The sequence below is a fragment of the Gelidibacter japonicus genome, from assembly GCF_010725055.1.
Lineage (GTDB): Bacteria > Bacteroidota > Bacteroidia > Flavobacteriales > Flavobacteriaceae > Gelidibacter > Gelidibacter japonicus.
In genome coordinates, this window is the sequence record NZ_BJKB01000008.1 from 72,939 (window position 1) to 98,611 (window position 25,673).

The following is a 25,673-nucleotide window of genomic DNA, read 5'->3' on the forward strand; positions in this document are numbered from 1 at the left end:
TAAAGGAATTAGTTCCTCGATTTCATAAGTCAAAAATACATATCTCATGAAAACGTTAAACCTTTCGCTTATTTTTCTCTTTGTCTTTACCTATTGTCGGGGTCAGGATGTTATTGAGGATAAAACAAAAAAAAACGAAATAAGCATTGTCATCTCTGACATCATAGATGGGGCACTTCAAGTAACTTACGAACGCGCCATTTCAGAACATTTTTCATGGGGCATTGGCGTAGGATATAAAAGTGAACACGGCCTAATTAGTCTCTCCGGATTGGATACGGAAAAAATTAAAACAAATGAAATCACCTATACCGGATTTAAAATCATCCCCGAAATACGCTACTATTTTCGTAAAGATGGGGTAGCAAACATGAAAGGTTTCTATGTAGGTGCGTATCTAAAGTATTCGCAGTACGAAACCGATTTTGACGGGCGCTATATCAATGATGCACTTGAGAATTACGACATCGAATTTGATGCCAAAATTAAGGTCACCTCCATTGGGTTTATGGTGGGCTATAAATTACCGGTGTCTGAAAAATTTTCAATTGATTTTTTGATTGCAGGACCAGGAACAGGTTTTTACGGATTTACAATTGACAACAAAAAGGATTTACCTGATGAGTTTTATGAGGATTTAAATGAAGCTCTCGACAAGTATCATATTTTCGATTACTTGGATGGCGACTTTAGATTTAGTGCCGCCCATAGAAAATCAAATTTCAATTTATTAACCATGAGATATGGCATTTCCTTGGGCTATTCATTCTAATGGCCTAAATAATGACCTATCACCATAATTTTTTACTCAATTATATAATTTCAGTTTAACTATTTAAAACAATTAAAATCATGAAAAAGTCAATCTATTTTATTGCAAGCATAACACTACTACTAATGTTCAGTGGTTGTTCAAGTTCAAAAGTGTTAAGCTCTTGGAAAGGTGACAATGCCGATGCTGCAAAAGACAATAATTTCCTTGTTATTGCAAGAACCGCCAATAATCAAGCACGAATTGCCTTTGAGAACGAAATTGTACAACAACTCAGCGCAAAAGGCATAAAAGCCACCTCGAGCTATACAAAATTTCCAAAGATTAATCCCGATCAAGAATTATCTGAAGATAAAATCGCCGACATGGTTTCCATGGTAAAAAATGAGGGATTTGATGGCATCGTTTTAACCGTATTGAAAAGCGTAGAGAATTTAACCCAAACAACTCAAGACGGCGGCTATTATGCAGGAGGTAATTATTATGGATATTATCCGCGTTATTATGGCGGATTTAATAGGTACTATGGTCACCCAATGTCCTATTCTACTTATGGGAATTACGTACCTGCAACCACCACCACCAGAACCTCACACAATTATGTGTTAGAAACGGTGTTTTATGACCTGGCTGAAACTGGAGAAGAACAATTATTGGCCGTCGTAACATCTAAAATTGAAGATCCATCAGACGCTTCAAAAGCAGCTGCAGATTATGTTAAAGGCATTGTAAAAAGCTTCGACGCTAAAACAAAATAAAAATAAACCATAAACAACATTAAAATTCAAAGCCTCATGAAGAACCTGAAAACTCTGTTGGTTTTAGCTATGATGCTCATAAGCGTCAATTCGCAATCCCAAGTTTTATTATCGATTTTATTTGGTGATAAATTGAATTCCGAAGGATTGGAGTTTGGACTTGAGGGCGGTTTTAATTGGTCTGACATTTCACAATTAGAAGCCAATAAGAGATTGTCATCTTTCAATCTCGGCTTCTACTTTGATTTCCGACTGAAAAACCAATGGAATATTTATACGGGAGTTTTAGTGAAAGCCAAGTTGGGAGACAATGAATTAACCCCCAATGATTTGGCGTTTCTTGAGATAACTCCACAGGAAGAAGAAGGCAGCTACAGCCAAAAGATCAATTATTTTGTGGTACCGGCATTGCTTAAATATAATTTTAAAAATAGAATTTATTTAGAAGCCGGTCCTCAATTTAGTCTTAGATATAAGTCGTGGGTAGAGTTTAATTCTGACATCGATGACCGAACTACTAATATAAAGGATTTCAATAAAGATAAGATCAATCCTCTGGATGTAGGGATAACCGTTGGTACAGGTTACAAGATCATGGCTGATAAAGGAATGACCGTGGGTGTCAAATATTATCATGGTTTTGCCAACGTGTATAAAAACACATCGGGAACCAACAATAGCTCATGGTTTTTAAAGGTAAATATTCCTATAGGGGCCCATAAAGACAAAGAAGAATAATATTAATTATAATAAAGATAAAAAAACTATGACAAGGCTCTATCTACTCTTAATAGTATCATTATTTCTTATACCGCATGCGCAGGCACAATACGCCACAACAAAAGTAAAGGAAATACACGAGGCCTATACGGACAGCTTAAAAGCAGTGAAATACGATAATATTTTTCCCGCCTTTGGGCAAAAGATTTACCAAAAAGGTTTTGACCTCCCCTATCCAACCGGGGTCATGGTGAATTATGTCCATATCAAACAAGGATTGATCATTGATAACATGCAATTGGGAATTCTTACTGATGCTTTAGATATCCCATTAACGGGCATCGACTTTATCGAATTTGGCAATAATTACAGTGCGGCGAGCACAGTAATTGTTCGTCCTGATTTATGGGTGCTACCGTTTTTAAACGTATATGGCCTTTTTGGAAGAGGCACATCTACCACTGAAATCAACTTAAAATTCCCCATTGAACTCAAATCGGTTGTGGAGCAAAATTTGTCTTCCAATGGCTTTGGAGCAACCGCTGGTGGTGGGATAGGACCTGTTTGGTTGGCGCTGGATTGGAATATAACCTGGAACAAACCTGAATTATTGGATAAAGCTGTAAAGGTAGAAACCTTTGGCGCTAGACTAGGCCACAACTTTGTCCATAGCACAAAACCTTACCGAAACTTGGGGATTTGGGCCGGTGCCATGAGTGTGAAATTGGGTGCCAATACCGTTGGTGAAATTCAACTGAGTGATGCTCTTCCGGACGAAACTTGGGCGCGTGCCGATGAAATAGTGGCCAACTATGATGATTGGTATAATAATACAGCTACAATTCCGCAAAAGAAAATTGCAGACAAAACCCTTGGTCCTTTGGTAGAAGCCATTGATGACGCCGATGGTTCTGCCGTGATTAGATATGGGCTTGATAAAAAAGCCAAAGAACGCTGGAATGGAATTATTGGGGCACAATATCAGCTCAATAAGAATTGGATTTTCCGAACTGAGGCAGGTATTATAGGCGATCGTAAATCGATATTGTTTTCAGTAAACTGGCGTTTTTTATTATAGAGGGATGACAACCCCAATTAATCATTTGAAAAATCATCTTAAGAACATAGGTAATTAATTTTTGCAAAAACCAGAAATCATAAAAACAGTACTTCTCATAGTCATCCTTCTATTACCCATCTTGAGTTTTTGTCAATATGGTAAGCAAGTCATTGACTCTATGGTCGTTCGATCTTCAGACAGTGTAAAAACCAAAAAACTAACTTTTAATGGATATCCTTATGCTTTTTATACACCTGAAACTCAAGCTGCCATTGGTGCAGGTGGGATTTTCTTATTTTATACAAGCAATCAATCAGAAGGATTGAGACCTTCAAAAGTTGGGTTCGGAGCATTTTACACCACCAACAAACAGTATAAGTTTTCCGTGAACCCAAGCATCTACTTCAACTCCAATAAGTTGGTTATGCATATGCCTATGTCATTTGGTTACGCTCAAGATAAATTTTGGGGCGTGGGCAATGAAACCGTAGAAACAGGCACTGAAGAGTATTTCAGGGAGGATACCGGTATCCAATTGGAAGTGCAAGTGCCTCCACTATTGTTTTTCTCCGACCGCTCAGGGTTTATCTTAGATTATAAACATACGGCTATAGTAGATAGGAAGGATAACCAATTCTTGATTGATGAATCAGTAAATGGTACTCAAGGAGGTAATCTTTTTGGTTTGGGAATGAATCTTATATGGGATCGACGTGACAATTTATTTTATCCTACTTCCGGTCATTATCAATATATAAAATTCATTGCCTACACTGAACCCAGTGATTACACCTTTACCTCTTTTGAACTTGATGTGAGGTATTTCAAATCGGTTTTCAAAAAAGCAGTTTTGGCCTCAAATCTCTATATCAAAAGCATCAGTGGCAATGCACCATTTTATGAATTGGCAGCCTTAGGTGGCCATCAGCGCATGCGTGGTTACTTTCAAGGTAGGTATAGAGATAAAAATTACATGACTTTACAAACAGAATACCGTCAATATTTCACCAAACGATTAGGGTTTGTGGCGTTTGGAGGAATTGGCGATGTTAGCAACGAGATTACCGATCTTAGTCTCAACGATTTGAAATTCAGTTTTGGCGGAGGACTTCGCTATCTGTTTAACAAGAAAGAACATGTAAATCTCAGAATGGATATTGGTTTTGGTCCGCACGGTCATACTGGCATTTATTTTGGAATTGAAGAAGCGTTTTAAGGAGCCATTGGATTTAACACCTAATTAAAATACTCGGTAAAAAGAATCAAGACCGCTACGCTGTTAGAACCAAGAACAAAGACATGAATCGTAAGAATTAATACAGAAATCAAGCTACCATGCATTGCCGACCGTTGTACATATGGATTCTATTATTATTTGTTACTAAGGTATATACTCAAGATATTGAACCAAGGCGCTGGACGCCTTTACCTCTTAAATCGAATATTGTAGGTTTTGGCTATGGGTATACCGAGGGCCATATTGCTTTTGACCCAGTTGTGGAAATTGAAAACGCCGGGATAAAACAGAATGCCCTTGCTTTACAATACGTTCGGCCTTTTAAACTAGGTAAAAAATTAGCACGTTTGGATGTATTAATTCCGTATGCCATAGCACATTGGGACGGTTTGCTTAATGGAATCCCGGCATCGGTCAATCGCAGTGGTTTTGCTGATCCTCGTTTGCGGCTTTCTGTAAACATTATTGGTCCATCTGCCATGGAGCCGAAGGAGTTGCACGAGTTTTTGGTGGCACACCCTGTATTTACAGTTATTGGCGTTTCATTGGCTGTATCATTTCCGATAGGAGAATATTATAACGACAAATTGCTCAATTTAGGGCAAAACCGATTTATATTCCGGCCCCAAGCGGGTTTTACCCACACTTGGGGAAATTGGTCTTATGAACTTACAGGCTCGGTCTTTATATATACCAATAATAACGATTTTTTCAATGCAAGCGTAAGAAAGCAAGATCCGGTTTTTGCCATGCAAACGCACCTCATTAGAAGATTCAATAACAACATTTGGGGCTCTCTAAGTTTAGGAACAGGTTTGGCAGGACAATCCATAATAAATAACCAGCCTAAAGATGAACAAGAGAACATTATGGGAGCCTTGTCTATCGGGTTTCCAATACTTAAACAGCAAGGCTTTAAGTTGGTTTACATCCGATCTCAAACGCTAACAGACGTAGGCGGGGATACAAATACATTTGGTGCAGTATGGTCTATCATCTTCTGATCAATCGTTATCTAATAAAAAATAAAGATGATTTTAAGTTATAACATAAATTTTAGATGTTCTTTTCAAGGTTTGAAGAATGGGACCGTCGAGCTCAAGTTCCCTAAGTTTATTTGTATTAATATTTAGTATAATGAAGGCAAAGAACTACCCAATAATCATTGGCTTATTGTTAAGCTTCGCGTTATCCGCTCAAAACGATACCATTCAACTCAAAAATAACGATGTATTGGTGGGCGAAGTTAAAGCATTGATTAAAGGGGTGTTGACTTTAAAAACTTCCTATAGTGATAAAGATTTTAAAATTGAATTTAATGAAGTGAAAGGTATCGTCATTCAAAAAAAATGTCTCATCCTTTTAACGGATGGAAGACGACGCTTTGGAAATATTAGAACAGAAACCGCTGGATTGGTGAAGGTCACTTTAGCCGATAACAGCAGTGAAATTTTTAATGTCAATGAAATCATTTCGTTGCAGGAGGTTGACGATAATTTCTGGAGCCGAATTACTGGTTCTGTAGATTTTGGGTTCAATTTTACAAAAGCGAATAATACCTCTCAATTTAATGTTGGCGGCACAGTCGATTATGTTGATAAGAATTGGAGGTTTGAGGGAGATATTAATCTCATGAGCTCTGAACAGGATAAGGCAGCCAAAACTAAACGTACGGACGCCAGTGTGGCATTAATTAGAATCCTTGCAAAAAAATGGTATTTATTGGGAGGTGCGTCTTTCCTTTCAAACACTGAACAAGCTTTGGACGGACGTTTAAATCCACGGGTTGGTGCAGGAAAGTTTCTCATTAGCAGCAATAGACTTTATCTGGGCGCAAGTCTTGGCATTACCTATAATATTGAAAATTATGTCGACACCTCTCTCAACAAAACGTCCACCGAGGCCGTACTGACGGGTAGTTTTAATATGTTCGATTTTGAGGATATCGACTTAAGCACAAGCGTCGACTTTTATACAAGTCTTTCTGAGAAAAAAAGATTTAGAACGGATTACAATATTACCCTTAAATATGATTTGCCTTTGGATTTTTATATTAAAGTAGGCTTCACCTTAAATTATGACAACCAACCCGCTATAGCCGGAAATGAATTTGACTATGTTTTTAGCAGTGGCTTTGGTTGGAAACTTGACTAACTGATTAACTCAAAATAATAATATTATGAAAACATTTTTTAGATTTATCATTGCAATCCCAGTTATAACGTCATTTGTTATTGCCATTTTGTTTATCGTCATGGGAGTTTACGAAACAGTCCATGGAATTATCGGCGTTTTAAAAGGGCAAGCACATTCCGAATTTCGACCTGGTTTAATGCTTTTTGAAGCCTTAGATATCTTTTTAATAGGTTTTCTATTCTTGATATTTGCAATAGGATTTGCCCAACTTTTCTTCTTAAAACCATCTAAGTTCATGGATTGGGTTGATAGTTTCACTCCAGAATGGCTTAAAGTACACAACTTTACAGATCTGAAATTAATTTTGTGGGATACGGTTTTGACTACTTTAGTGTTTTTATGCATTGGAGATATCTACACCGCATCAGGAGTTTATACCTGGGAATTATTAATGACGCCCATCGCCATTTTACTAATTTCACTATCCAAATTTTTAATTAAAAAAGCTAAAAAATTATAACCCTATTAGAGATGTATTCCATAGCAAAGATCATAGCACTGAATGTCTTCAATATTTTGCCTAATCGTAAAAGTTGGAGACGATTGGCTATATCTGATCTTCACGCTCATTTAGAAAAAGCATCCTTTACAAAAATGACATTTTTTTTATTGCTCTGTCTTAGTTCTATCACTGCCTATCCCTATTACTTCTTTCAACAAAATGATTCTGATCATACCCTTTCTGCTTCAGAAAAACAGCGTCTCATTGATTCTGTAAGACAAGCGTATTTAAAAGAGTTAGTCATTGCTTTTACTCCAAAGGATGGACTTAACAAAAAGGAAGTTCAGAATCCGTTAAAGAATACCGACACTACTGGAGTCGACCATATCAACTCCAGAAAAGCATTCATCGATTCGCTTCGTGAAACAACTAAGGGCTACCCAGTATTCGGACCAAAAAATGATACCATTTTTCTTATTTACGCCAAGCTTGGTGCTTCAACACCAAAGGACAGAGCGTTTTATGTAAGCAATAAAATAAAAGCCTTATATGACGATGATTTTTTCAATTCTGATTCTATCATAGTCGAACACTCTGAGTTATCTTATGACATTGTCTATGGCAATACTATCATTGTCAGTGTAACTGAAGACGACGCTCTTTGGCACGAAACTACGGCCATGTCTCTGGCAAATAATTTTAAAGAAGCAATCACAAGTTCAATCGTAAATCTTAAGGAAGAACGCAAAATTTCTAAAATAATGGTGCGTTTGGCTTTAGCGATTTTAGTCATAGGCATTATATGGTTACTTACGCGATTGCTCAAGAGAGTGCATCGGTGGTCAGCGGCTCGTATTGAGAAAAAATCAGAAAAGTGGCTCAAAAGTTTAAATTATAAGGATTATACGTTTCTTTCTGCAGAACAGGAACTAAAAGTCATCCTGTTCATTCTAAAATCTATCCGCTGGATCATTTTATTTTCAGTGCTGTACATTGCCCTACCCATTGTATTTAGCATATTTCCTATCTCTCGACATTGGGCCGATGTCTTGTTTAATCTTGTTTGGTCTCCTTTACGGACAATTTTCATTTCTGTTTGGGAATATTTCCCTAAGCTTTTTAAAATTTTTGTCATCATATTTGTTATTCGATATATTATAAAATTTATACGATACTTTTTTCAGGAAATAGAATCAGAAAAACTCAAAATTTCTGGTTTTTATCCCGATTGGGCCCCACCGACCTTTAGTATTATTAAATTTCTTTTATATGCATTCACCTTCGTTCTTATTTTTCCGTTATTGCCGGGTTCGGATTCGCATATATTTAAAGGAGTTTCAGTTTTTGTAGGTGTCCTGCTATCCTTGGGATCTTCAACAGCGCTTTCAAATATGATTGCTGGATTGATCATCAATTATATGCGTCCGTTTAGGATTGGCGACCATATAAAAATAGCAGATATCAAGGGTGATGTGGTTGAAAAATCGTTATTGGTAACGCGAATTAGAACCATAAAGAATGAAGTCATTACCATTCCAAACGGCTCTATCCTCACTGGAAATACCGTCAACTACAGCACGGGAATCCACGACAACGGTTTAATCTTGCACACCAACGTAACCATTGGTTATAATGTGCCTTGGTCAGATGTTCACCAAGCCCTAATTGAAGCTGCCTCTCGATCTGAATTCATTTTAAAACACCCTAAACCCTTTGTACATCAAACTGGTTTGGACGATTTTTATATTGTTTATCAACTCAATGCCTATACGCAGGAAGCATCGGGACAGGCTCAGGTTTATTCAGAATTGCACCAGAACATTCAAGATGTTTTTAATGAAAGAGGCATTGAAATTTTATCTCCGCATTACAGAGCAGCAAGGGACGGTAACGAAAGTGGTATTCCTACAGAGTATCTTCCAAAAGATTATAAAGCACCCAGCTTTAATATTAAAGTGAATCAAGAACCTCGGGACCCGTCCGACCAGCACCGGGCAGGCAAGCCCACGAGCTATATATAAGGAATTGTCTTTTCGATGGAGGCAAGCCTCGGGGTATTAAAACTCACTGGTGGGAATAAATAACAGCAACCTTTTCTGATAAAAAAAGAAGCTCATTGAGAGTTATATTGAGTTAATTTACAACTCAATCCCCTCTCCAATCCCCAACAACATCAAATCTTTATTCTTATCAAAAAACTTACGTTTGGATTCTTCATGGTCGATTTCGATATAACCAAAGGTGTCAAAATGGTAGCCCATAATTTTATCACATTGGAGAAAATCACTGGCAATGATGGCGTCATCAACACCCATGGTAAAGTTGTCTCCTATTGGTAGAATCGCTAAATCAAGTTTAAGGCGCATGGGAATAAGTTTCATATCCATGGTCAGCGCAGTATCTCCAGCAATATAGATGTTTTTTCGTTCGCCTTCAATGACAAAACCTCCTGGTTGCCCGCCATAAGTTCCATCAGCAAATGACGACGTGTGGATAGCGGTAACGTATTTGACCGTCCCAAATTCAAAATCCCACGAGCCGCCATGATTCATGGGGTGTACTTCCAATCCCATAGCCTCAAAATGACTTGTAATTTCAAAGTTGGACACAATCATGGCATTGGTGCGCTTAGCAATGGCTTCAGCATCTAAAACATGATCTTGATGCGCATGCGTTAAAAGAATATAATCGGCTTTTAAAGTATTGATGTCAATATGTGAGGCTTTTTCATTCGCTGATATAAAAGGATCTACTAAAATGTTGACCTCATTGACTTCAATACCTAAACAGGAGTGACCGTAATATGTAATTTTCATGATTTTGGAAATTTGTTGTATGAATTATTTGTACGACTTAAATATATTCAAAATATTTATGAACGAGTCCATTTGTGCGCGATAAAAAGTAGGATTTCGGGAAGATGGAATGTGTAAGATGGCGGTTGGATGGGATTTGAAACTTGAAATTTTATAAATATTGGGAGTCTGCTGTCTATTTTAATTGCGTAGTTTCCGGGTTATAACCTGGAATTAGAAAATCGGATACAATCTAACTAAACTCGACATTACATCCTGAGACCCCACCAAAAAGCGGGGTTAGTTCAACCAGCTATTTTGAATGCGCATTTCATGCTTTTCAAAATAGGGTACAGAAATATCGCTTTTGTTAGCTTGAGACCCCGCCAAAAAGCGGGGTTAGTTCAACCAGCTATTTTGAATGCGCATTTTATGCTTTTCAAAATAGGGTTTCACTAAAAAAACTCAGACAAATTGAAGAATGTGCCTGAGTTTTAAAGCCCCAAATTTTATAACCAACTGATTAAGAAAATGAATGTTGGCTTAAAAATTACTTTTAAATATACAACTTAAATCATTGATCACCAAATCTCAACGATTGTTTTTACAAAATATAACCGATGCCCAATAACAATGAAAACAAAAATGTGGACAATGCCAACACTTTTAATTGCGAATCGAAATCAGAGGATACTTGAGCACTTATTATTTTTTTAATGTGAATTGCAAGCGGAATATAGGATATAAAAAAGAGGAAATTCCAAAATGATGTATAATACAAAATGGCAAATACTACCCCAACAATCATAGCACTAATGACGAGAAATAAATGGTATTTTTTAGATTTTTCCTTACCCAATTTCACTGCAGTAGTAATTTTATTTGAGAGTTTATCCGACTCAATGTCCCTCATATTATTGAGATTGAGCACGCCTACACTTAACAGACCAACAGCAATGGAAGGGAGTACAACGATATGATCCAATTGTTTGGAGAATAGGAAATAGCTCCCAACAACACTCACAAATCCGAAGAACACAAGTACAAAAACATCACCTAAACCTCTATACCCATAAGCTGAATCGCCCATGGTATATTTCATCGCTGCATAAACCGAAAGTCCTCCCAGGCCCAAAAAGAAGAGAGAGTATAAGAAATAACCGTGTCCAAAAGCCGTATAAATGAGAAGTATGGTCAAAAATATAACGATCAAGACATTGATTTTCAATGCTTCAAACATTTGTTCCGGAGTGATTTTTCCACTTTGAACGGCACGCATGGGGCCGACTCTATTTTCATTATCAGTGCCTTTTATTCCGTCGCCATAGTCATTGGCCAAATTTGAGAGAATTTGCAGTGAAAGTGTTACCAATAAAGCCAATATAAAAACTAAAGAACTGAAAAATCCGTTATAAACAGCAAAACAAGCTCCTATAACAATTCCTGAAATAGATAATGGCAGCGTTCGCAATCTGAACGCTGAAAACCAAGATTTTAATCTTTCCATTCTAAAATTTTGGGTGGTTTATGGAATCCATTTTTTCTCAAAATTGGGCTTTCGCTTTTCCAAAAAGGCATTTCGACCTTCAATGGCTTCTTCAGTCATATAGGCAAGACGCGTTGCTTCTCCAGCAAAAACCTGCTGGCCGACCATCCCATCATCAGTCAAGTTCATCGCGAACTTCAACATTTTTATAGAAGTAGGCGACTTCGCTAAGATTTCCTGTGCCCATTGATAGGCTGTATTTTCCAATTCGGCATGCGGAATAACGGCATTCACCATTCCCATTTCATAGGCTTCTTGCGCAGAGTAATCTCTTCCCAAGAAAAAGATTTCTCGAGCTCTTTTCTGACCCACCATTTTTGCAAGGTAAGCAGAACCATAACCACCGTCAAAACTGGTCACATCGGCATCAGTTTGCTTAAAGATTGCATGTTCCTTACTGGCTAAAGTAAGATCGCACACCACATGCAAACTATGGCCACCGCCAACGGCCCATCCTGGAACCACAGCAATGACTGCCTTAGGCATGAACCTGATCAAACGTTGTACTTCTAAGATATTTAACCGATGATAGCCATCCTCGCCCACGTAACCTTGCTTCCCTCTGGCTTTTTGATCGCCGCCACTACAAAAGGAATAGACTCCATCTTTAGACGATGGTCCTTCAGCAGATAATAAGACCACACCAATATTCACATCTTCATTGGCATCGTAAAACGCATCGTACAGTTCACTTGTGGTTTGAGGTCTAAATGCGTTTCTGACATCAGGTCTGTTAAACGCTATTCGGGCGACACCATTACTTTTTTTATAGGTGATATCTTGGTATTCCTTTACAGTTTTCCAGTTGATTTGACTCATGTATTGTGTTTTTAAAATGAATTAAATAAGATAAATGCCATCTTCCTTAATTTCGATTAACCGTTGTTTATATAAAGTGCCTATGGCTTTTTTAAAGGTCTTCTTGCTCATTTGGAGCATTTCTTTTATATCCTCTGGATCTGATTTATCCGTTAAATTGAGATATCCGCCATTGTCTTCCAATTCATGCATGATGGCATCGGCATTCGGCTCAATTTTCCTGTACCCAATCTTCTCTAAAGTGATGTCCAATTTATTGTCAGGTCTGATTTTTTTGACGAAACCCTTCATTCGGTCGCCAACACTCAATTCTTTATAAATATCATCTTGAAAAATCAATCCAGCATGTTTATTATTTACAATAACATTCATTCCAATGTCTGAAGGATGCGAAATAATGACGTCCACTTCTTCAAATTGGGTAACCGTCAGATCTTTATTATCCAAAAAACGATTGGTTTTACTGGAAGCTGCCAATCGGCCTGTTTTTTCATCCAAATAACAATGCACCAGATACCACCCGCCAGCTTTCATTTTAAAAACCTGTTCCTTGAATGGACAGAACAGCTCCTTTACCATGCCCCAGTCCAAGAAAGCTCCGTGGTCAGTGACTTGGTTGCAGCGCAACATTGCAAATTCCCCGCGTGTTATATAGGGCTTATCGGTTACAGCAACAAGGCGTTCTTCATTGTCCAAATAAACAAAGACTTCAATTTTATCCCAAATCTGATACGTTTCAGGAACATATCTGTTTGGCAACAACACTTCGTTGCCTTCCGTATCAGCAATATAGACGCCTTGTTCAGCCTCACGAATTATTTCTAAGGTATTATATTCTCCAATATGTATCATGGTGCAAAGGTAAGTATATTCATGTTTATCCAACAAAAAAAGCGATACTGTTCTGAAATTTCAGAAGTAACGCTTTTTTTATTTAGAGGTTGGAATTTATTATTTGTAAACAGCTTCTTTCTTAAAGTGTTTTGTCAATAAATAATAAACCACAGCTCTATATTTATTTCTGTTTGATTTGCCATAGATTTCCATAACTGAATCAATCCCCTTATCCAACTCCGGACCATCTTTCAATCCAAGTTTTTTAATTAGAAAGTTGTTTTTAACGGTTGCGATTTCATTAGGATCAGTACCTGAAACTGTTGATGCGTCGGCATTGTAAATTGATGGACCACAACCAATGGTTACCTTGGTCAATAAATCCATGTCAGCATTCACGCCACATTTCTCCTTTAAGTCTGCAGCATACTTTGTAATTAATTCATCTCTTTTACTCATTATTGAAAAGTTTTAAGTTACATTATTTAGTGTCTCAATATACTAAAATTTAACAGAGATATAAAAATTTGCCAACAGATTTAATGATTATTTTATATACTTAAAATACTCCAGCAAAATTTCATCATTTGCTTGGTCTGCGGTATAAATTTCGAGAATTTTTGGCGACTTACTTTCTTTGTAAAAGGTATTGAGCGCAATACTCAAATCATTTTGGGAAGACACTTTCTTATATTTAAAATTGTACATTTCGGCTAAATGTTGTGCGGTCAATTTATGCTTGGTTTCAAAAAATGTATCGAAATTCTTCGTGTTTTTATGTCCAGGAAGAATTCTAAAAATACCGCCTCCACCATTATTGATCACAATTATTCTAAAGGAATCCGGGATATAATTGTTCCAAAGGGCGTTACTATCATAGAAGAAACTCAAATCACCCGTTATAAAAGTAGTCTGTCGTTTATGGGCCAAAGCACATCCTATCGCCGTTGATGTACTCCCATCTATCCCACTTGTGCCTCTATTACAGAACACTTCAATGGATTTATGGATGTCAAATAGTTGTGCATATCTAATGGCCGAACTGTTCCCTATTTGCAAAATAGTATCATTAGGAAGTGTTTTAAAAAGCGTATCAAAAACCTTAAAGTCGGAAAACGATATTTTCTCCAAAAAACTGTTGTGCTTTTTGTTTCGCTCCATCTTAATTCCCGTCCAATAATTTCTATAGGAACTTTTTACCTGCTCGGCTTTTGGAAGAAACTCACTAAAAAAATAATTGGGGGTTTCTTTAATATGTTGGGTCAAACAAAAATATGTATCATAGGCTCTGGTTTCACTGATATGCCAGTGTTCTTTGGGTTGGTATTCCCTCAAAAAAGCCTTGATCTTCTTAGAGACTACCATCCCCCCAAAAGTGATGAGGATCTCTGGTTGCAATTTTATGAAACCTTCCTTTTGAAGAGGCGCTATCAACTTGTCAATGCTCGTAATAAATGTGCCGTGGTCCAAATTGGAAGTGGTTTCGGTTAAGACAATAACACTGTCATCTTTCGCCAATAAGTTTAGCCATTTTTGATCAATTTTATCAGGAGCGTACTCGCCTACCAATACCATTTTTCGCTTTGCTTTTCGCCAATCGTTCAAACATTGGTCCATGATATATGAATCCATTTTGGGTTCTTCCAATTCGATGGGTATGTTCTTTGGCGCAACGGTTAAAGCATCAACCATCTCATAAAGCGGTTCATCGAATGGTACATTGATATGAACCGGTCCTTTTTTGAAGATGGATTTATTTATGGCATCGTTCAATTCTTGTTCATTAAACTTTTGAATATCCTTTTGAAGACCTAATAAACGTTCCAGTTTGTCTTCAATATTCTTTAAAATAGGAATGTCCTCAGTTACGGGAATATTCAGTTCGTCCTTTACATCCAATTTTAAATTTGCAGAATGGAGTATATGATTCTCAAATACGTTTTTCTGATTGATAGTTTGTCCGTCACCAATATTCTGAAGGTGTTTTGGCCGATCGGCAGAAAGAACAATTAACGGGATTTCACTATAAAATGCTTCCGCAACCGCAGGATAATAATTGAGCAATGCACTTCCAGAAGTACAGACCACCGCAACAGGTGCTTCAATCTGCTGGGCAATACCAAGGGCGAAAAAAGCCGCACAGCGCTCATCTACAATACTGTAACATTTAAAAAATGGATCGTTGGAAAAACCGATGGTCAAAGGTGCGTTTCTGCTGCCTGGTGAGATAACAATATGTTTTATGTTTTTTGCTTTGCAAAGCTGAATAACGGTCTGAGCAAGCGGAATTTTAGGATATTTCATTCATGGATAATCTTATCGCAAAAGTACGAATTTAGGTGAGCTAATTGAAAAATTATCGCCTGAAAAACTACAAAGTTTAAAAAATCAAAAACCAAAATTTCAAATCCCCTATCCGCCCACAGGCAGGCAAATTCCAAACTCCCAATTTAGGACAAGCTTGACTTTAGTTGAGTACTTTACTTTTGAAAGAATCCTTGATGTCTTTGTGGAACCTCTTTGGCACAACTATTATTTCCCGCTGATTACGCAGATTTACGCAGAATGTTACTTCATTCAAACCTTAGCATTTCCTCTGCGGAACTTAGTGCCTCCTTTGTGGAACTTAGTGCAATAACTTTTTATCTCCAGCAGATTGTGCAGATTTCTTCCTTTAATGTGTGCGTGGAACTAATCCCCAATACCTAATTCCTAATCCCTTTTTCATCTCTACAGCACACTTTTGATAATCTTCGATTTATGCACCGTTTCTTCCCATTCCGATACAGGGTCAGAGTCTTTAGTAATCCCGCCACCAACATAGATAAAGACCTGATGATCTTTCATCTGCATACAACGCAAATTGACATAAAGGTCGGAAACCGATTTTTGAACCCTGTAGGCATTATTTTCTACATTGCGTCGGTTGGGGTTTCTGCTGATTCTCTCTTTCAGGTGCAATTCGCCCATAAATCCCGCATAGAATTCACGAGGATAACCTTCATTTTCAACAATATACGATTTGGACTTTTCTTTTGGGAAACCACAAACTGCTGGGGTTGGATGTAGGGCTTCTAAGATGGGCTTGAGGCCTCTCGTTTCAGGTGACAATCGCATAGAAATCTCTGTTTGAAGATGTAAAAGATTTCCAGCTCTTACGGTTTTTTGCTCCGATACTTTTATGAAGTCAGATGAAAATTGCCAATTGCCAACTGATTCCCGCAGACTTTCAACAATAAAATCAGTAACTATTTGTTGTTCTTCCTTCTCTTTGTCCTTCCATATTACATCTGCACTTCCTTCAAAAGCTTGGGTACCTGCCAAAGACATGGTTTTTAATTGATCGCCCCTTACATTCAATAAGGTTTCTGGCGTTGCTCCTAACCACAGGCCTACTTTTGGATGGTACCAACAATATACAAAGGCGGTTGGGTAGCGCTGTAATAAACGTTTGAAAATTTCAATGGGAGAAGTACCTACATTCTCAATAAGTTCTCGCCTTGAAAGTACCACTTTTGAAAAGCTGCCTTTAGCAATCGCCTCAATCCCTTTTTCAACGTGCTTAATATGTGATAATTTTTCCGATTCTTTATTGTTATTGACAATATCTGACGTTTCATGACTCCTAATCTCAGTTTCCGAAAAATCATTTTTATCAAATTTCGCACAAATAACATCCGCATGTTCTATGGGAAGTATATAGGCTTCTTGAAGGCTGTCAAAAGGAGCAAATACGAATCCGCTTTCAGAAAAATCAACAACCACATGCAAAGCATCATCATGCTGAAACATACGCTTCAGTTCTGACGAATTCGGTTTTCTATAAACCACAAAAGGTAACTTCTCATCATACTGCTTTTTGATCTGCTCAAAAAATTGATCCAAAACCATTTTATTTGCTTTTTGGTAAGCTGATGGTAGACAATCTGCAGATGGAGATCAAGTTATCGTGATCATCTGTAATCCTTATATCCAAAAGCTGAGTGGTTCTGCCTTTGTGAAGAAAAGTCGCTTTAGCATAGACAAACCCGTCCTTAACTGACTTTAAATGGTTAGCGGTTATTTCGATGCCGCGGACAAACAAATGCTCAGTATCTAAAAAAATGTGAGACGCAAAACTCCCAACGCTTTCGGCTAAAGCAGCGGTGGCCCCACCATGAAGTACGCCGTCAGGTTGATATACACGCGAATTGACAGGCATTTTCGCCACTAAAAAATCGGGGCCATAGTCTATCATTTCAATATTCAAGGTCTCCATTAAGGTATTCTTACTGGCACTATTTGCTTTTGCCAGAATAGCTTCTTTAGATAATTGCATATAAAATTGGGTTTTTCAAATCGAATGTAAAGGTACAAAACAATCTTTCAGGTTTCAGATTTCTTGTTTCTTGTTTCTTGTTTCTTGTTTCGGGTTTTTAAAAAAAAATATGGTCATTTCTATATTGATTGTTGTTCTTATGTATTCAAAGTAGATTATTTTCTGTTTTGTCTTGAATCCTGAATCTTGAATCCTGAATCTTGAATCTTGAATCCTGAATTTTTTATCAATTCTTATCTCAGTATCTTTATGGAATAATAAATGTCAAAAGCATGAAGCCAACAGAAAAAGAAATCACCTACCAAACCACAAACTCCTACTCCGCTCTAAACACCTTATCTGATAGCACAAAAAACGTATGGTTCGCCTGTCATGGCATGGGTTATTTGAGCCGGTATTTTTTGAAATATTTTGCGGAATTGAATCCTGAAGAAAACTATATTATTGCTCCTCAAGCACAAAGTAAATATTATGTAAGCTCCAGATTAAAACATGTAGGTGCCAGTTGGTTGACCAAGGAAAACACTATCAAAGAAACTGAAAATGTAATGCGTTATCTTGATGCTGTTCTTAATGCGGAACATCTTTCCAAAAATCAGAATCTAATTATGTTGGGATATTCACAGGGTGTTTCTGTTGCTTTGAGATATATCGCCAAACGGCAATTGAGGTGCTCTCAAATCGTGATGATGTCTGGTGGGATTCCCAAGGAATTAACTGCTGCTGATTTTAAATTTTTAGACCCGATGACAAAAATCTCTTTGATTTATGGAACTAATGATGAATACCTCGACGAAGATCGCCTGTCCTTAGAAAAAAACAGAGCTTTCGAACTGTTTGGCCATTGCGAATTGCAAATTATGCCATTTGACGGCAAACATGAAGTCAATACATCACTGATTAAGCAGATTGCTTAGTGCGATTTTAAATTACTGTTCCTGTTTCCAGCGTAATTTATCTGCCAAATTTAAAGTATTCAGAGAGTTCATGTTTTTCTCCCTTTAACATCGCCGATACCATATCCATGCCAATAACTGAAAAGGTAATCCCATTACCGCCAAAGCCCAACACGAAATACGCATTTTTAAAATCGGGATGTTTACCAATATAAGGTAAGCCGTCCCAGGTTTCTCCAAAAGTTCCTGCCCAGCCAAAATCGACTCTAAACGTATAATTGGGGAATATCTTGGTCATGGTTTTTTCTAACTTTCTTGCTTTCTTTTTGAGCAATGCATCTCTTTTATCGGCATTGACAAAATCTTCATCCTCACCACCAATCAAAAAACGGTTATCATCGGTAGTTCTCATATAATTGTACGGATCGGAAGTGTTCCAAAACAAAGTGTTTTGTAAATGTGATTGGTCATCTTCATTCTGTTCGCCAACTATGGCATAGGTAGACAAAAGATTCACAATTTTCTCAGGTATGATCTCTGTGCTTTCAAAACCATTGCAAAAGATGATTTTTTTGGCCTTAATGGTCTTTTCGAATTCGGTATGTACCAAAACGTCCTTACTGCGGTATTCAATCTTAACCACATCGGTTTTGTCGTAAATCTGTAAACCATTTTTATGATTATGGTATAACAGATCATGCGCCAATTGAAAAGCATCTATACTCCCACCTTGATCTGACAGAATACCACCATGCGAATTCGCGAGTTGGTATTGTTTCTCAATGGCTTTTGCTTCCAACCATTTTACGGGAAATCCATGTTTTTTTCGAGCTTCAAACTCTTGCTTTAACCAAGACACATCCTTTTTTCTTGATGCGAAATACAAGGATTCCTTTTTTGTGAAACCACAAGTCGATTTTATGCTTTTTGAAATCTTTTGAAGTTGGTCAATAGAATCAAAACAGGCTTTATAACTTAACACGGCGCCTTTTTCGCCAATCATGTCGATAAGCTCGAAGAGTGGCTTATCAATTTCGTACTGGAGCATAGAGGTTGTCGCCGATGTACTCCCATGGCACACCTCCCGCTTGTCGACTATGACCGTTTTGTAACCATCGGAAATACATTGATGTGCAATTAAACTGCCAGTGATACCAGCACCAATAATAACAATATCCGTTTCTATATCTACATTCAGTGAAGGATAGGAATGAAGAATGCCGTTTTTAACCAGCCAAAAAGGTTCTACAGATGTTAATCGCATAAATTCTAATTTGGATCCCACTAAGGATATTATTACCGAAGATTCTTGATTTTATGTTAAAATTAATCCATTTAGAAAACTCATTCACAAAAAAGACTACCCCATTAGCCTCTTTTAAGTTGTGAGGTTCTGAATAATTGATTTTACAGGAAGAATTTCTGTTGTGTGCTCAATACTTGGTCCCGCTACCCAAACGGTTTTATAGGTTGCTTCTTTTGCTGCTTTTTCCGTAGCTCTCATACCAATCGAGAAACGGATCATCTTTACCCATTTTTTGAGTTTTTTGTTTTTGTTCAACACGGATTCCAACCACGATTCCTTAGTGCCGATCTTTTGAACGTAAGGCGTGTTAATGACCGTACACGGTGTTCCGGAAATTCGTTGTGTCATCACAATATCATTGGCGCCATAATCGACACAGGCTTGTTTATACTCATCGGTTACACCTGCTTCCATAGAGGCAATAAATGGACTTCCAATAGAAACGCCATCGGCGCCATACCCCAACATGGTATCAAGTTCCGCTTTCGTACCGACACCTCCAGCCGAAATCACTGGAATCTTACAATTGCTTTTCAAAAGAACAATTAAATCCTTAGGTGAAATTTCGCCACGATGTCCTCCTGCTTCATTATTGACTGCAATAATGGCATCGGCCCCTAAAGCTTCAACTTTTTGGGCGAATTTCAGATCGGTCACATCACAAAGCACCTTAATACCCACCTTATGCGCTTGGTTGATAGTTTCTTCCGGACTTCCCAAAGAGGTGATGATAAAGTCACAGCCTTCTTCACATAATACACGGAGTTGATCTTTGTACTTGATATTGGATTTGTTGACAATCAAATTGAATCCAAAAGAACCACCTTCCACCTTGGCCGCTTTGAGTTCATGAATGGCAGCTTTAAGCTCTGGCAATGTTCTGTAGTTTAAGGCTGGAATGCATCCCGCAATCCCCCCTTTCATAGCTTCAATAACCATAGCAGTATTTGACACCAAAAACATTGGAGCTTGGATGATGGGATATTTAATATTGAGAAGTTGGTTAAGTTGTGCTGACATGAGATTTAATTAAAGACTTGACGGTTTCGAAAACCTTAGTCCGATTTTGTCAGGCAAATATATGAAAATATGTTATGCATGCATAATAAATTATGAAGTTATACGGAAGTGTAAATTTCATATCAACAGAGCAGAATTCCACCTTAAAACATAAAAAGACCTCACAGGTTTTTAAATCCTGTGAGGTCTTGTTCAATGGCTCCGGTTTTGGGTTTTGCTTGCTTGTTGGCAGATAGGGGTTAGATTCTCAAAACCCTTTCAGAGTTTGAAACCTTGAAAGGGCTGAATAAATGAAGACCTGCAAGAAGCTCCGGGATTGGAAACCTTGCAGGTCTGGATTTCGCATAAAAAAACGCAACCAAGCTAATGATTGCGTTTTTTTGATGAGATTCCTGCCTTCGCAGAAATTTGTTATTTCACTTCTTCAAAATCAACATCCTCAACATCGCTGCCTTCATGAGACTGTCCATCTTGACTGGCACCTCCAGCGTCTGGGCCTGGTTGTGCACCTCCCTGATCTGCTTGTGCTTTGTACATCTCTTCACTCGCTACTTTCCAAGCTTCATTGATTTTCTCAAGAGCTGGATCAATTAATGCGATGTCTTTAGAGTCAAAAGCTGTTTTCAATTCTGCCAATGCTTCTTCGATTGGTTTTTTCTTATCATCAGATAATTTATCACCAAACTCTTTCAATTGACTTTCCGTTTGGAAAATCATTGCATCAGCAGCGTTTAATTTGTCAGCTTTCTCTTTTGCTAATTTATCGGCTTCAGCATTGGCTTCAGCATCTGCTTTCATCTTTTTGATTTCTTCTTCAGTCAATCCAGATGATGCTTCGATACGAATATCTTGTGTCTTTCCAGTTGCTTTATCACTTGCCGTTACGTGAATGATACCGTTGGCATCAATATCAAACGTTACTTCAATTTGTGGAGTTCCACGTTTTGCTGGTGGAATACCATCCAAATGAAAACGTCCAATGGTTTTATTATCGGCGGCCATAGTACGCTCACCTTGAAGTACGTGGATTTCTACTGAAGGTTGATTGTCTGCAGCTGTTGAGAATACTTGCGATTTCTTAGTAGGAATCGTCGTATTGGCCTCAATCAACTTCGTCATGACGTTACCCATAGTTTCAATACCTAAAGACAACGGCGTCACATCAAGAAGCAATACATCTTTAACATCTCCAGACAAGACACCTCCTTGAATTGCTGCTCCTACGGCAACCACTTCATCAGCATTCACACCCTTACTTGGTGCTTTTCCAAAGAATTTTTCAACTGCAGCTTGTACAGCTGGAATACGTGTAGATCCACCAACCAAGATGACCTCGTCGATATCTCCTTTTGAAAGACCTGCAGCTTTCATCGCATTTTGACATGGCTCAATGGTACGCTTTACCAAATCATCAATCAATTGCTCAAATTTTGCACGGGTTAAAGTTCTTACCAAGTGTTTTGGACCACTTGCAGTAGCCGTAACATACGGCAAGTTAACTTCTGTTTGGGCTGAAGATGACAACTCGATCTTTGCTTTCTCGGCAGCCTCTTTCAAACGTTGAAGTGCCATAGGGTCTTTACGTAAATCGATATCTTCTTCCGATTTAAACTCGTCGGCCAACCAATCAATTACTTTTTGATCTACATCATCACCACCTAAATGGGTATCTCCTTCTGTTGACAATACTTCAAAAACGCCATCACCTAATTCTAAGATAGACACGTCATGTGTTCCACCTCCAAAGTCAAAAACTACAATTTTTTGGTCTTTTCCTTTCTTATCCAATCCGTAAGCCAAAGCAGCTGCGGTTGGTTCGTTGATAATACGTCTTACTTTTAAACCAGCAATTTCACCAGCCTCTTTAGTGGCCTGACGTTGTGAGTCATTAAAATAAGCAGGAACCGTAATTACAGCCTCGCTTACAGTTTGACCTAAATAATCTTCAGCAGTTTTCTTCATTTTTTGAAGAATCATTGCTGATAATTCTTGTGGTGTATATAAACGTCCGTCAATATCTACTCTTGGCGTATCATTATCACCTTTGACCACTTTATATGGTACACGTTCTGCCTCATTCTTAGATTCAGAATACTTGTTTCCCATAAAACGCTTAATAGAATTAACGGTCTTTCTAGGATTCGTTACTGCCTGACGTTTCGCTGGGTCACCAACTTTAATTTCGCCACCTTCTACGAAAGCGATAACTGATGGTGTGGTTCTTTTACCTTCTGCATTAGGAATTACAACTGGCTCATTACCTTCCATTACCGAAACACAGGAGTTGGTTGTACCTAAATCGATTCCAATTATTTTACTCATAATATATGTTTTGTGTTGAATATTAATTTTTTATTTCTCTTTGTATATGTCAATGACTGTGCCATGACAGAAAATATGACAAGGTGTCATTTATTTTACAAAAACTTCAACACCGTTATTGCTCTAGATTAGGAAAGGATTTGTAATTTTACAAATAACCCAAAACAAATTCACATGAAAAAGATGTTTTCTTTATTGTTTGTCACAACTATGTTATTTACTGCATGTACTGGTTCCCAAGGACCACCAGGACCTCCGGGACCTCCGGGAAGTACGGGATCTCCAGGTAATGATGGTGAGATAATTGCTTCCTCTGCCTTTGAAATTGATATCACTTTCAACGCTGACAATAACTTCTCGCACACAGAAAATTATGGCTTTGTAGTCTTAGAGTCTGATGTTACTCTTGTTTATATTTTATGGGAAACCATAGATGGCATAGATATTTGGCGCTTGATGCCTCAAACAGTGGCTTTCAACAATGGCAGTCTTATTTACAATTTCGATTTTACCCAAACCGATGTCCGCATCTTCTTAGATGGCACTACAAATTTCGCAACATTAGGAAGCGAATGGACAGATAACCAGGTGTTCAGAGTGGTGGTCATACCTGCGGACAATGTGGATGGAATAGATGTTTCCAATCTTAATGAAGTCATGCAATCCTATCATATTGAAAGTTTTGAAATAAAATAGATATAGAACTGTCCATATTCTATTAAGGATGTATTTACAACTATCTATTGTCAGTTTGAATCTGCCTCGTCAGTAACGGGGCAGATTATAATTGTCATTATTTTGTGCAATAATGACATCTTTTTTAGAATTAATCAGTGAGAAGGTTTCCTGCAGATATTCTATGTTTTCACAAATAGTCTGCCTACCACAGCTTATTCTCTGAACCTTGAACACGGAATTCTGAACTAAAATACCCAACTCAAAACTCGTCCTCTTCACCTCTGTGTTTTCACCTAAAAAGAGACTATATTTGTCCATCTAAATCGTTTTCGTCAATGGAGTGTATTTCTGTATTCGATATGTTAAAAATTGGGGTTGGCCCATCAAGTTCTCATACCTTAGGGCCTTGGCGTGCTGCCGAACGCTGGATAAAGGAATTAAAGGATAGCAATAGATTTCACAAAGTAGAACATATCACTGTTGATCTTTATGGCTCTTTATCTTTAACCGGGAAAGGTCATGCTACAGATTATGCCGTTATGTTGGGACTATATGGGGCAGATCCTGAACAGATTCCGATAGATGACATCGAAACTATTATTGCATCCATTAAAAACACAAACTCGTTGATGTTCAACAATGAGATTCCAATAGCTTTTGATGCCAAAACGGACATTGTTTTCAATAGAAAATTTTTACCGTACCATGCTAACGGCATGATATTTACTGCGACCATCAATGGTCGAAAATCCAGTTCTACCTTTTACTCTATTGGAGGTGGATTTGTGGTAAAGGAAGAGCGAACGGTCTCAAAAAAACAAGATGAAATCTTTGAAAACACCTTTCCATATCCTATTCGTTTGGGTACGGAACTATTATCATATTGCAGCGACTTAAACCTGCCTATCTCTGGAGTAGTCTTAGAAAATGAAAAATCGATTAGAGATATGGAAACTATCGATTTTGAATTAAAACGTATTTGGGACACCATGTTGGAATGCATGTATATTGGATGCCACACAGAAGGCCACTTACCAGGAGGTTTGAATGTAAGACGACGGGCTTTCGACATGCATAAAGCTCTGAAATGCGATCTGCCTTATGAAAATCCTCAAGAATGGTTAGAGACCATTAGAAAAACCGAAGTCAAATTTAGACAGATTCTACAGTGGGTCAGTTGTTTTGCGCTAAGCGTCAATGAAGTGAATGCTGCTTTGGGTCGCGTAGTGACAGCACCAACCAACGGAAGTGCCGGTGTAATTCCCGCCGTATTGATGTATTATATGGTGATTGAAAATCATGAAGCCGATTTTGAACATATTAAAAAATTTCTCTTGGTGGCGGGCGAAATTGGCAGCGTATTTAAAAAAGGCGCAACCATTTCAGCGGCTATGGGCGGCTGTCAGGCAGAAATTGGCGTCTCGTCTTCCATGGCAGCTGGTGCCTTATGTGAATTACTTGGAGGCTCACCCGAGCAAGTGTTGATCGCTGCTGAAATCGCCATGGAACATCATTTAGGAATGACCTGCGATCCTATTGGAGGCCTGGTCCAAATTCCGTGTATTGAACGCAATGCCATGGGTGCCATTAAAGCCATCAATGCGGCAGAAATGGCATTGGGAACAGATCCCAAAAACGTGAAGGTGCCTTTTGACAAAGTGGTCAACACCATGTGGGAAACGGCTAAAGATATGAGTTCCAAATACAAGGAAACTTCCGAAGGTGGTCTGGCAGTTGGTGTGAATTTATCAGATTGTTAGGCGTCAATGCAATAGCTATTGACATACCAAAGGAATGCAAATTGCTGATGTTTAACCTAAAAATAAAACACTCTGAAATCTTAATTTAATTCAGTATCTAATTTGAAATCGTGACGTGCATCAACTTCGATTATTTTGGTCACATCCGTTTTATTAGGCCATTTTGTTAGTATATTTCAGACCTCAAAACTTAA

General features: G+C 38.0%; 24 protein-coding genes. 12 read left to right on the forward strand and 12 right to left on the reverse strand.

The features are described 5' to 3' along the window. The first annotated feature begins 46 nt into the window (after positions 1-46). The 9 genes from G6N06_RS09790 (at position 47) to G6N06_RS09830 (ending at position 9,206) form a co-directional block, all read left to right on the forward strand. Entirely contained in the window at positions 47-772 is a 726-nt protein-coding gene (locus tag G6N06_RS09790; protein ID WP_163516349.1) for a DUF3575 domain-containing protein, read from the forward strand. 80 nt (positions 773-852) lie between these two features. After that, positions 853-1,530 (forward strand): hypothetical protein, encoded by a 678-nt coding sequence (locus G6N06_RS09795; protein WP_163516351.1) that lies wholly within the window; start codon positions 853-855, stop codon positions 1,528-1,530. Positions 1,531-1,566: 36 nt separating this feature from the next. Continuing rightward, positions 1,567-2,268 carry a porin family protein gene (locus tag G6N06_RS09800; RefSeq protein ID WP_163516353.1) on the forward strand — a complete coding sequence of 234 codons (702 nt, stop codon included), beginning with the start codon at positions 1,567-1,569 and terminating at the stop codon, positions 2,266-2,268. 28 nt (positions 2,269-2,296) lie between these two features. Then, complete coding sequence (locus G6N06_RS09805; protein ID WP_163516355.1) at positions 2,297-3,328, forward strand: hypothetical protein; 1,032 nt, start codon at positions 2,297-2,299, stop codon at positions 3,326-3,328. 61 nt (positions 3,329-3,389) lie between these two features. Continuing rightward, on the forward strand, positions 3,390-4,526 hold the full coding sequence (locus G6N06_RS09810) for a BamA/TamA family outer membrane protein (protein ID WP_163516357.1): 1,137 nt from the start codon (positions 3,390-3,392) through the stop codon (positions 4,524-4,526). Positions 4,527-4,645: 119 nt separating this feature from the next. Continuing rightward, positions 4,646-5,551: a transporter gene (locus G6N06_RS09815; RefSeq protein WP_163516359.1), complete on the forward strand. Its 906-nt coding sequence runs from the start codon at positions 4,646-4,648 to the stop codon at positions 5,549-5,551. Positions 5,552-5,684: 133 nt separating this feature from the next. Continuing rightward, entirely contained in the window at positions 5,685-6,701 is a 1,017-nt protein-coding gene (locus G6N06_RS09820; RefSeq protein WP_163516361.1) for a DUF481 domain-containing protein, read from the forward strand. Between the two features lie 25 nt (positions 6,702-6,726). Next, the gene (locus G6N06_RS09825; RefSeq protein ID WP_163516363.1) at positions 6,727-7,203 is read left to right on the forward strand and encodes a YqhA family protein; all 477 of its coding nucleotides are present in this window, start codon (positions 6,727-6,729) and stop codon (positions 7,201-7,203) included. Positions 7,204-7,214: 11 nt separating this feature from the next. Further along, entirely contained in the window at positions 7,215-9,206 is a 1,992-nt protein-coding gene (locus G6N06_RS09830) for a mechanosensitive ion channel family protein (protein WP_205334754.1), read from the forward strand. Positions 9,207-9,323: 117 nt separating this feature from the next. Here the strand turns inward: G6N06_RS09830 and G6N06_RS09835 are convergent, their stop codons facing one another. The 8 genes from G6N06_RS09835 to G6N06_RS09870 form a co-directional block, all read right to left on the reverse strand. Then, on the reverse strand, positions 9,324-10,001 hold the full coding sequence (locus G6N06_RS09835; RefSeq protein ID WP_163516366.1) for a metal-dependent hydrolase: 678 nt from the start codon (positions 9,999-10,001) through the stop codon (positions 9,324-9,326). Between the two features lie 583 nt (positions 10,002-10,584). Then, on the reverse strand, positions 10,585-11,487 hold the full coding sequence (gene menA, locus G6N06_RS09840; RefSeq protein WP_163516368.1) for a 1,4-dihydroxy-2-naphthoate octaprenyltransferase: 903 nt from the start codon (positions 11,485-11,487) through the stop codon (positions 10,585-10,587). An 18-nt stretch (positions 11,488-11,505) separates the two neighbouring features. Beyond that, positions 11,506-12,345 carry a 1,4-dihydroxy-2-naphthoyl-CoA synthase gene (locus G6N06_RS09845; RefSeq protein WP_163516370.1) on the reverse strand — a complete coding sequence of 280 codons (840 nt, stop codon included), beginning with the start codon at positions 12,343-12,345 and terminating at the stop codon, positions 11,506-11,508. A gap of 21 nt (positions 12,346-12,366) precedes the next feature. Beyond that, on the reverse strand, positions 12,367-13,197 hold the full coding sequence (locus G6N06_RS09850) for a CvfB family protein (RefSeq protein ID WP_163516372.1): 831 nt from the start codon (positions 13,195-13,197) through the stop codon (positions 12,367-12,369). A gap of 99 nt (positions 13,198-13,296) precedes the next feature. Next, positions 13,297-13,638 carry a DUF2853 family protein gene (locus tag G6N06_RS09855; protein ID WP_163516373.1) on the reverse strand — a complete coding sequence of 114 codons (342 nt, stop codon included), beginning with the start codon at positions 13,636-13,638 and terminating at the stop codon, positions 13,297-13,299. An 87-nt stretch (positions 13,639-13,725) separates the two neighbouring features. Beyond that, positions 13,726-15,483 carry a 2-succinyl-5-enolpyruvyl-6-hydroxy-3-cyclohexene-1-carboxylate synthase gene (gene menD / locus G6N06_RS09860; RefSeq protein WP_163516375.1) on the reverse strand — a complete coding sequence of 586 codons (1,758 nt, stop codon included), beginning with the start codon at positions 15,481-15,483 and terminating at the stop codon, positions 13,726-13,728. 426 nt (positions 15,484-15,909) lie between these two features. Then, positions 15,910-17,070: a chorismate-binding protein gene (locus G6N06_RS09865; protein WP_163516377.1), complete on the reverse strand. Its 1,161-nt coding sequence runs from the start codon at positions 17,068-17,070 to the stop codon at positions 15,910-15,912. Position 17,071: 1 nt separating this feature from the next. Beyond that, positions 17,072-17,497, reverse strand: a complete 426-nt coding sequence (locus G6N06_RS09870; protein ID WP_163516379.1) for a PaaI family thioesterase — start codon at positions 17,495-17,497, stop codon at positions 17,072-17,074. Positions 17,498-17,769: 272 nt separating this feature from the next. Between G6N06_RS09870 and G6N06_RS09875 the strand changes: the two genes are divergently transcribed. After that, positions 17,770-18,414 carry an alpha/beta hydrolase gene (locus G6N06_RS09875; RefSeq protein ID WP_163516381.1) on the forward strand — a complete coding sequence of 215 codons (645 nt, stop codon included), beginning with the start codon at positions 17,770-17,772 and terminating at the stop codon, positions 18,412-18,414. 37 nt (positions 18,415-18,451) lie between these two features. On the opposite strand, the gene G6N06_RS09880 is transcribed toward G6N06_RS09875, so the two are convergent. The 3 genes from G6N06_RS09880 to dnaK form a co-directional block, all read right to left on the reverse strand. Continuing rightward, complete coding sequence (locus G6N06_RS09880; protein ID WP_163516383.1) at positions 18,452-19,657, reverse strand: NAD(P)/FAD-dependent oxidoreductase; 1,206 nt, start codon at positions 19,655-19,657, stop codon at positions 18,452-18,454. A gap of 114 nt (positions 19,658-19,771) precedes the next feature. Continuing rightward, positions 19,772-20,719 carry an NAD(P)H-dependent flavin oxidoreductase gene (locus G6N06_RS09885; protein ID WP_163516385.1) on the reverse strand — a complete coding sequence of 316 codons (948 nt, stop codon included), beginning with the start codon at positions 20,717-20,719 and terminating at the stop codon, positions 19,772-19,774. 411 nt (positions 20,720-21,130) lie between these two features. Further along, the gene (dnaK, locus tag G6N06_RS09890) at positions 21,131-23,041 is read right to left on the reverse strand and encodes a molecular chaperone DnaK (protein ID WP_163516387.1); all 1,911 of its coding nucleotides are present in this window, start codon (positions 23,039-23,041) and stop codon (positions 21,131-21,133) included. Positions 23,042-23,215: 174 nt separating this feature from the next. Between dnaK and G6N06_RS09895 the strand changes: the two genes are divergently transcribed. Beyond that, complete coding sequence (locus G6N06_RS09895) at positions 23,216-23,737, forward strand: hypothetical protein (protein WP_163516389.1); 522 nt, start codon at positions 23,216-23,218, stop codon at positions 23,735-23,737. A 69-nt stretch (positions 23,738-23,806) separates the two neighbouring features. On the opposite strand, the gene G6N06_RS09900 is transcribed toward G6N06_RS09895, so the two are convergent. After that, positions 23,807-24,037, reverse strand: coding sequence for a hypothetical protein (locus tag G6N06_RS09900; protein WP_163516391.1), 231 nt, complete (start codon positions 24,035-24,037; stop codon positions 23,807-23,809). 17 nt (positions 24,038-24,054) lie between these two features. Between G6N06_RS09900 and G6N06_RS09905 the strand changes: the two genes are divergently transcribed. Next, on the forward strand, positions 24,055-25,479 hold the full coding sequence (locus tag G6N06_RS09905) for an L-serine ammonia-lyase (protein WP_163516393.1): 1,425 nt from the start codon (positions 24,055-24,057) through the stop codon (positions 25,477-25,479). The last annotated feature ends 194 nt before the right edge of the window (positions 25,480-25,673 follow it).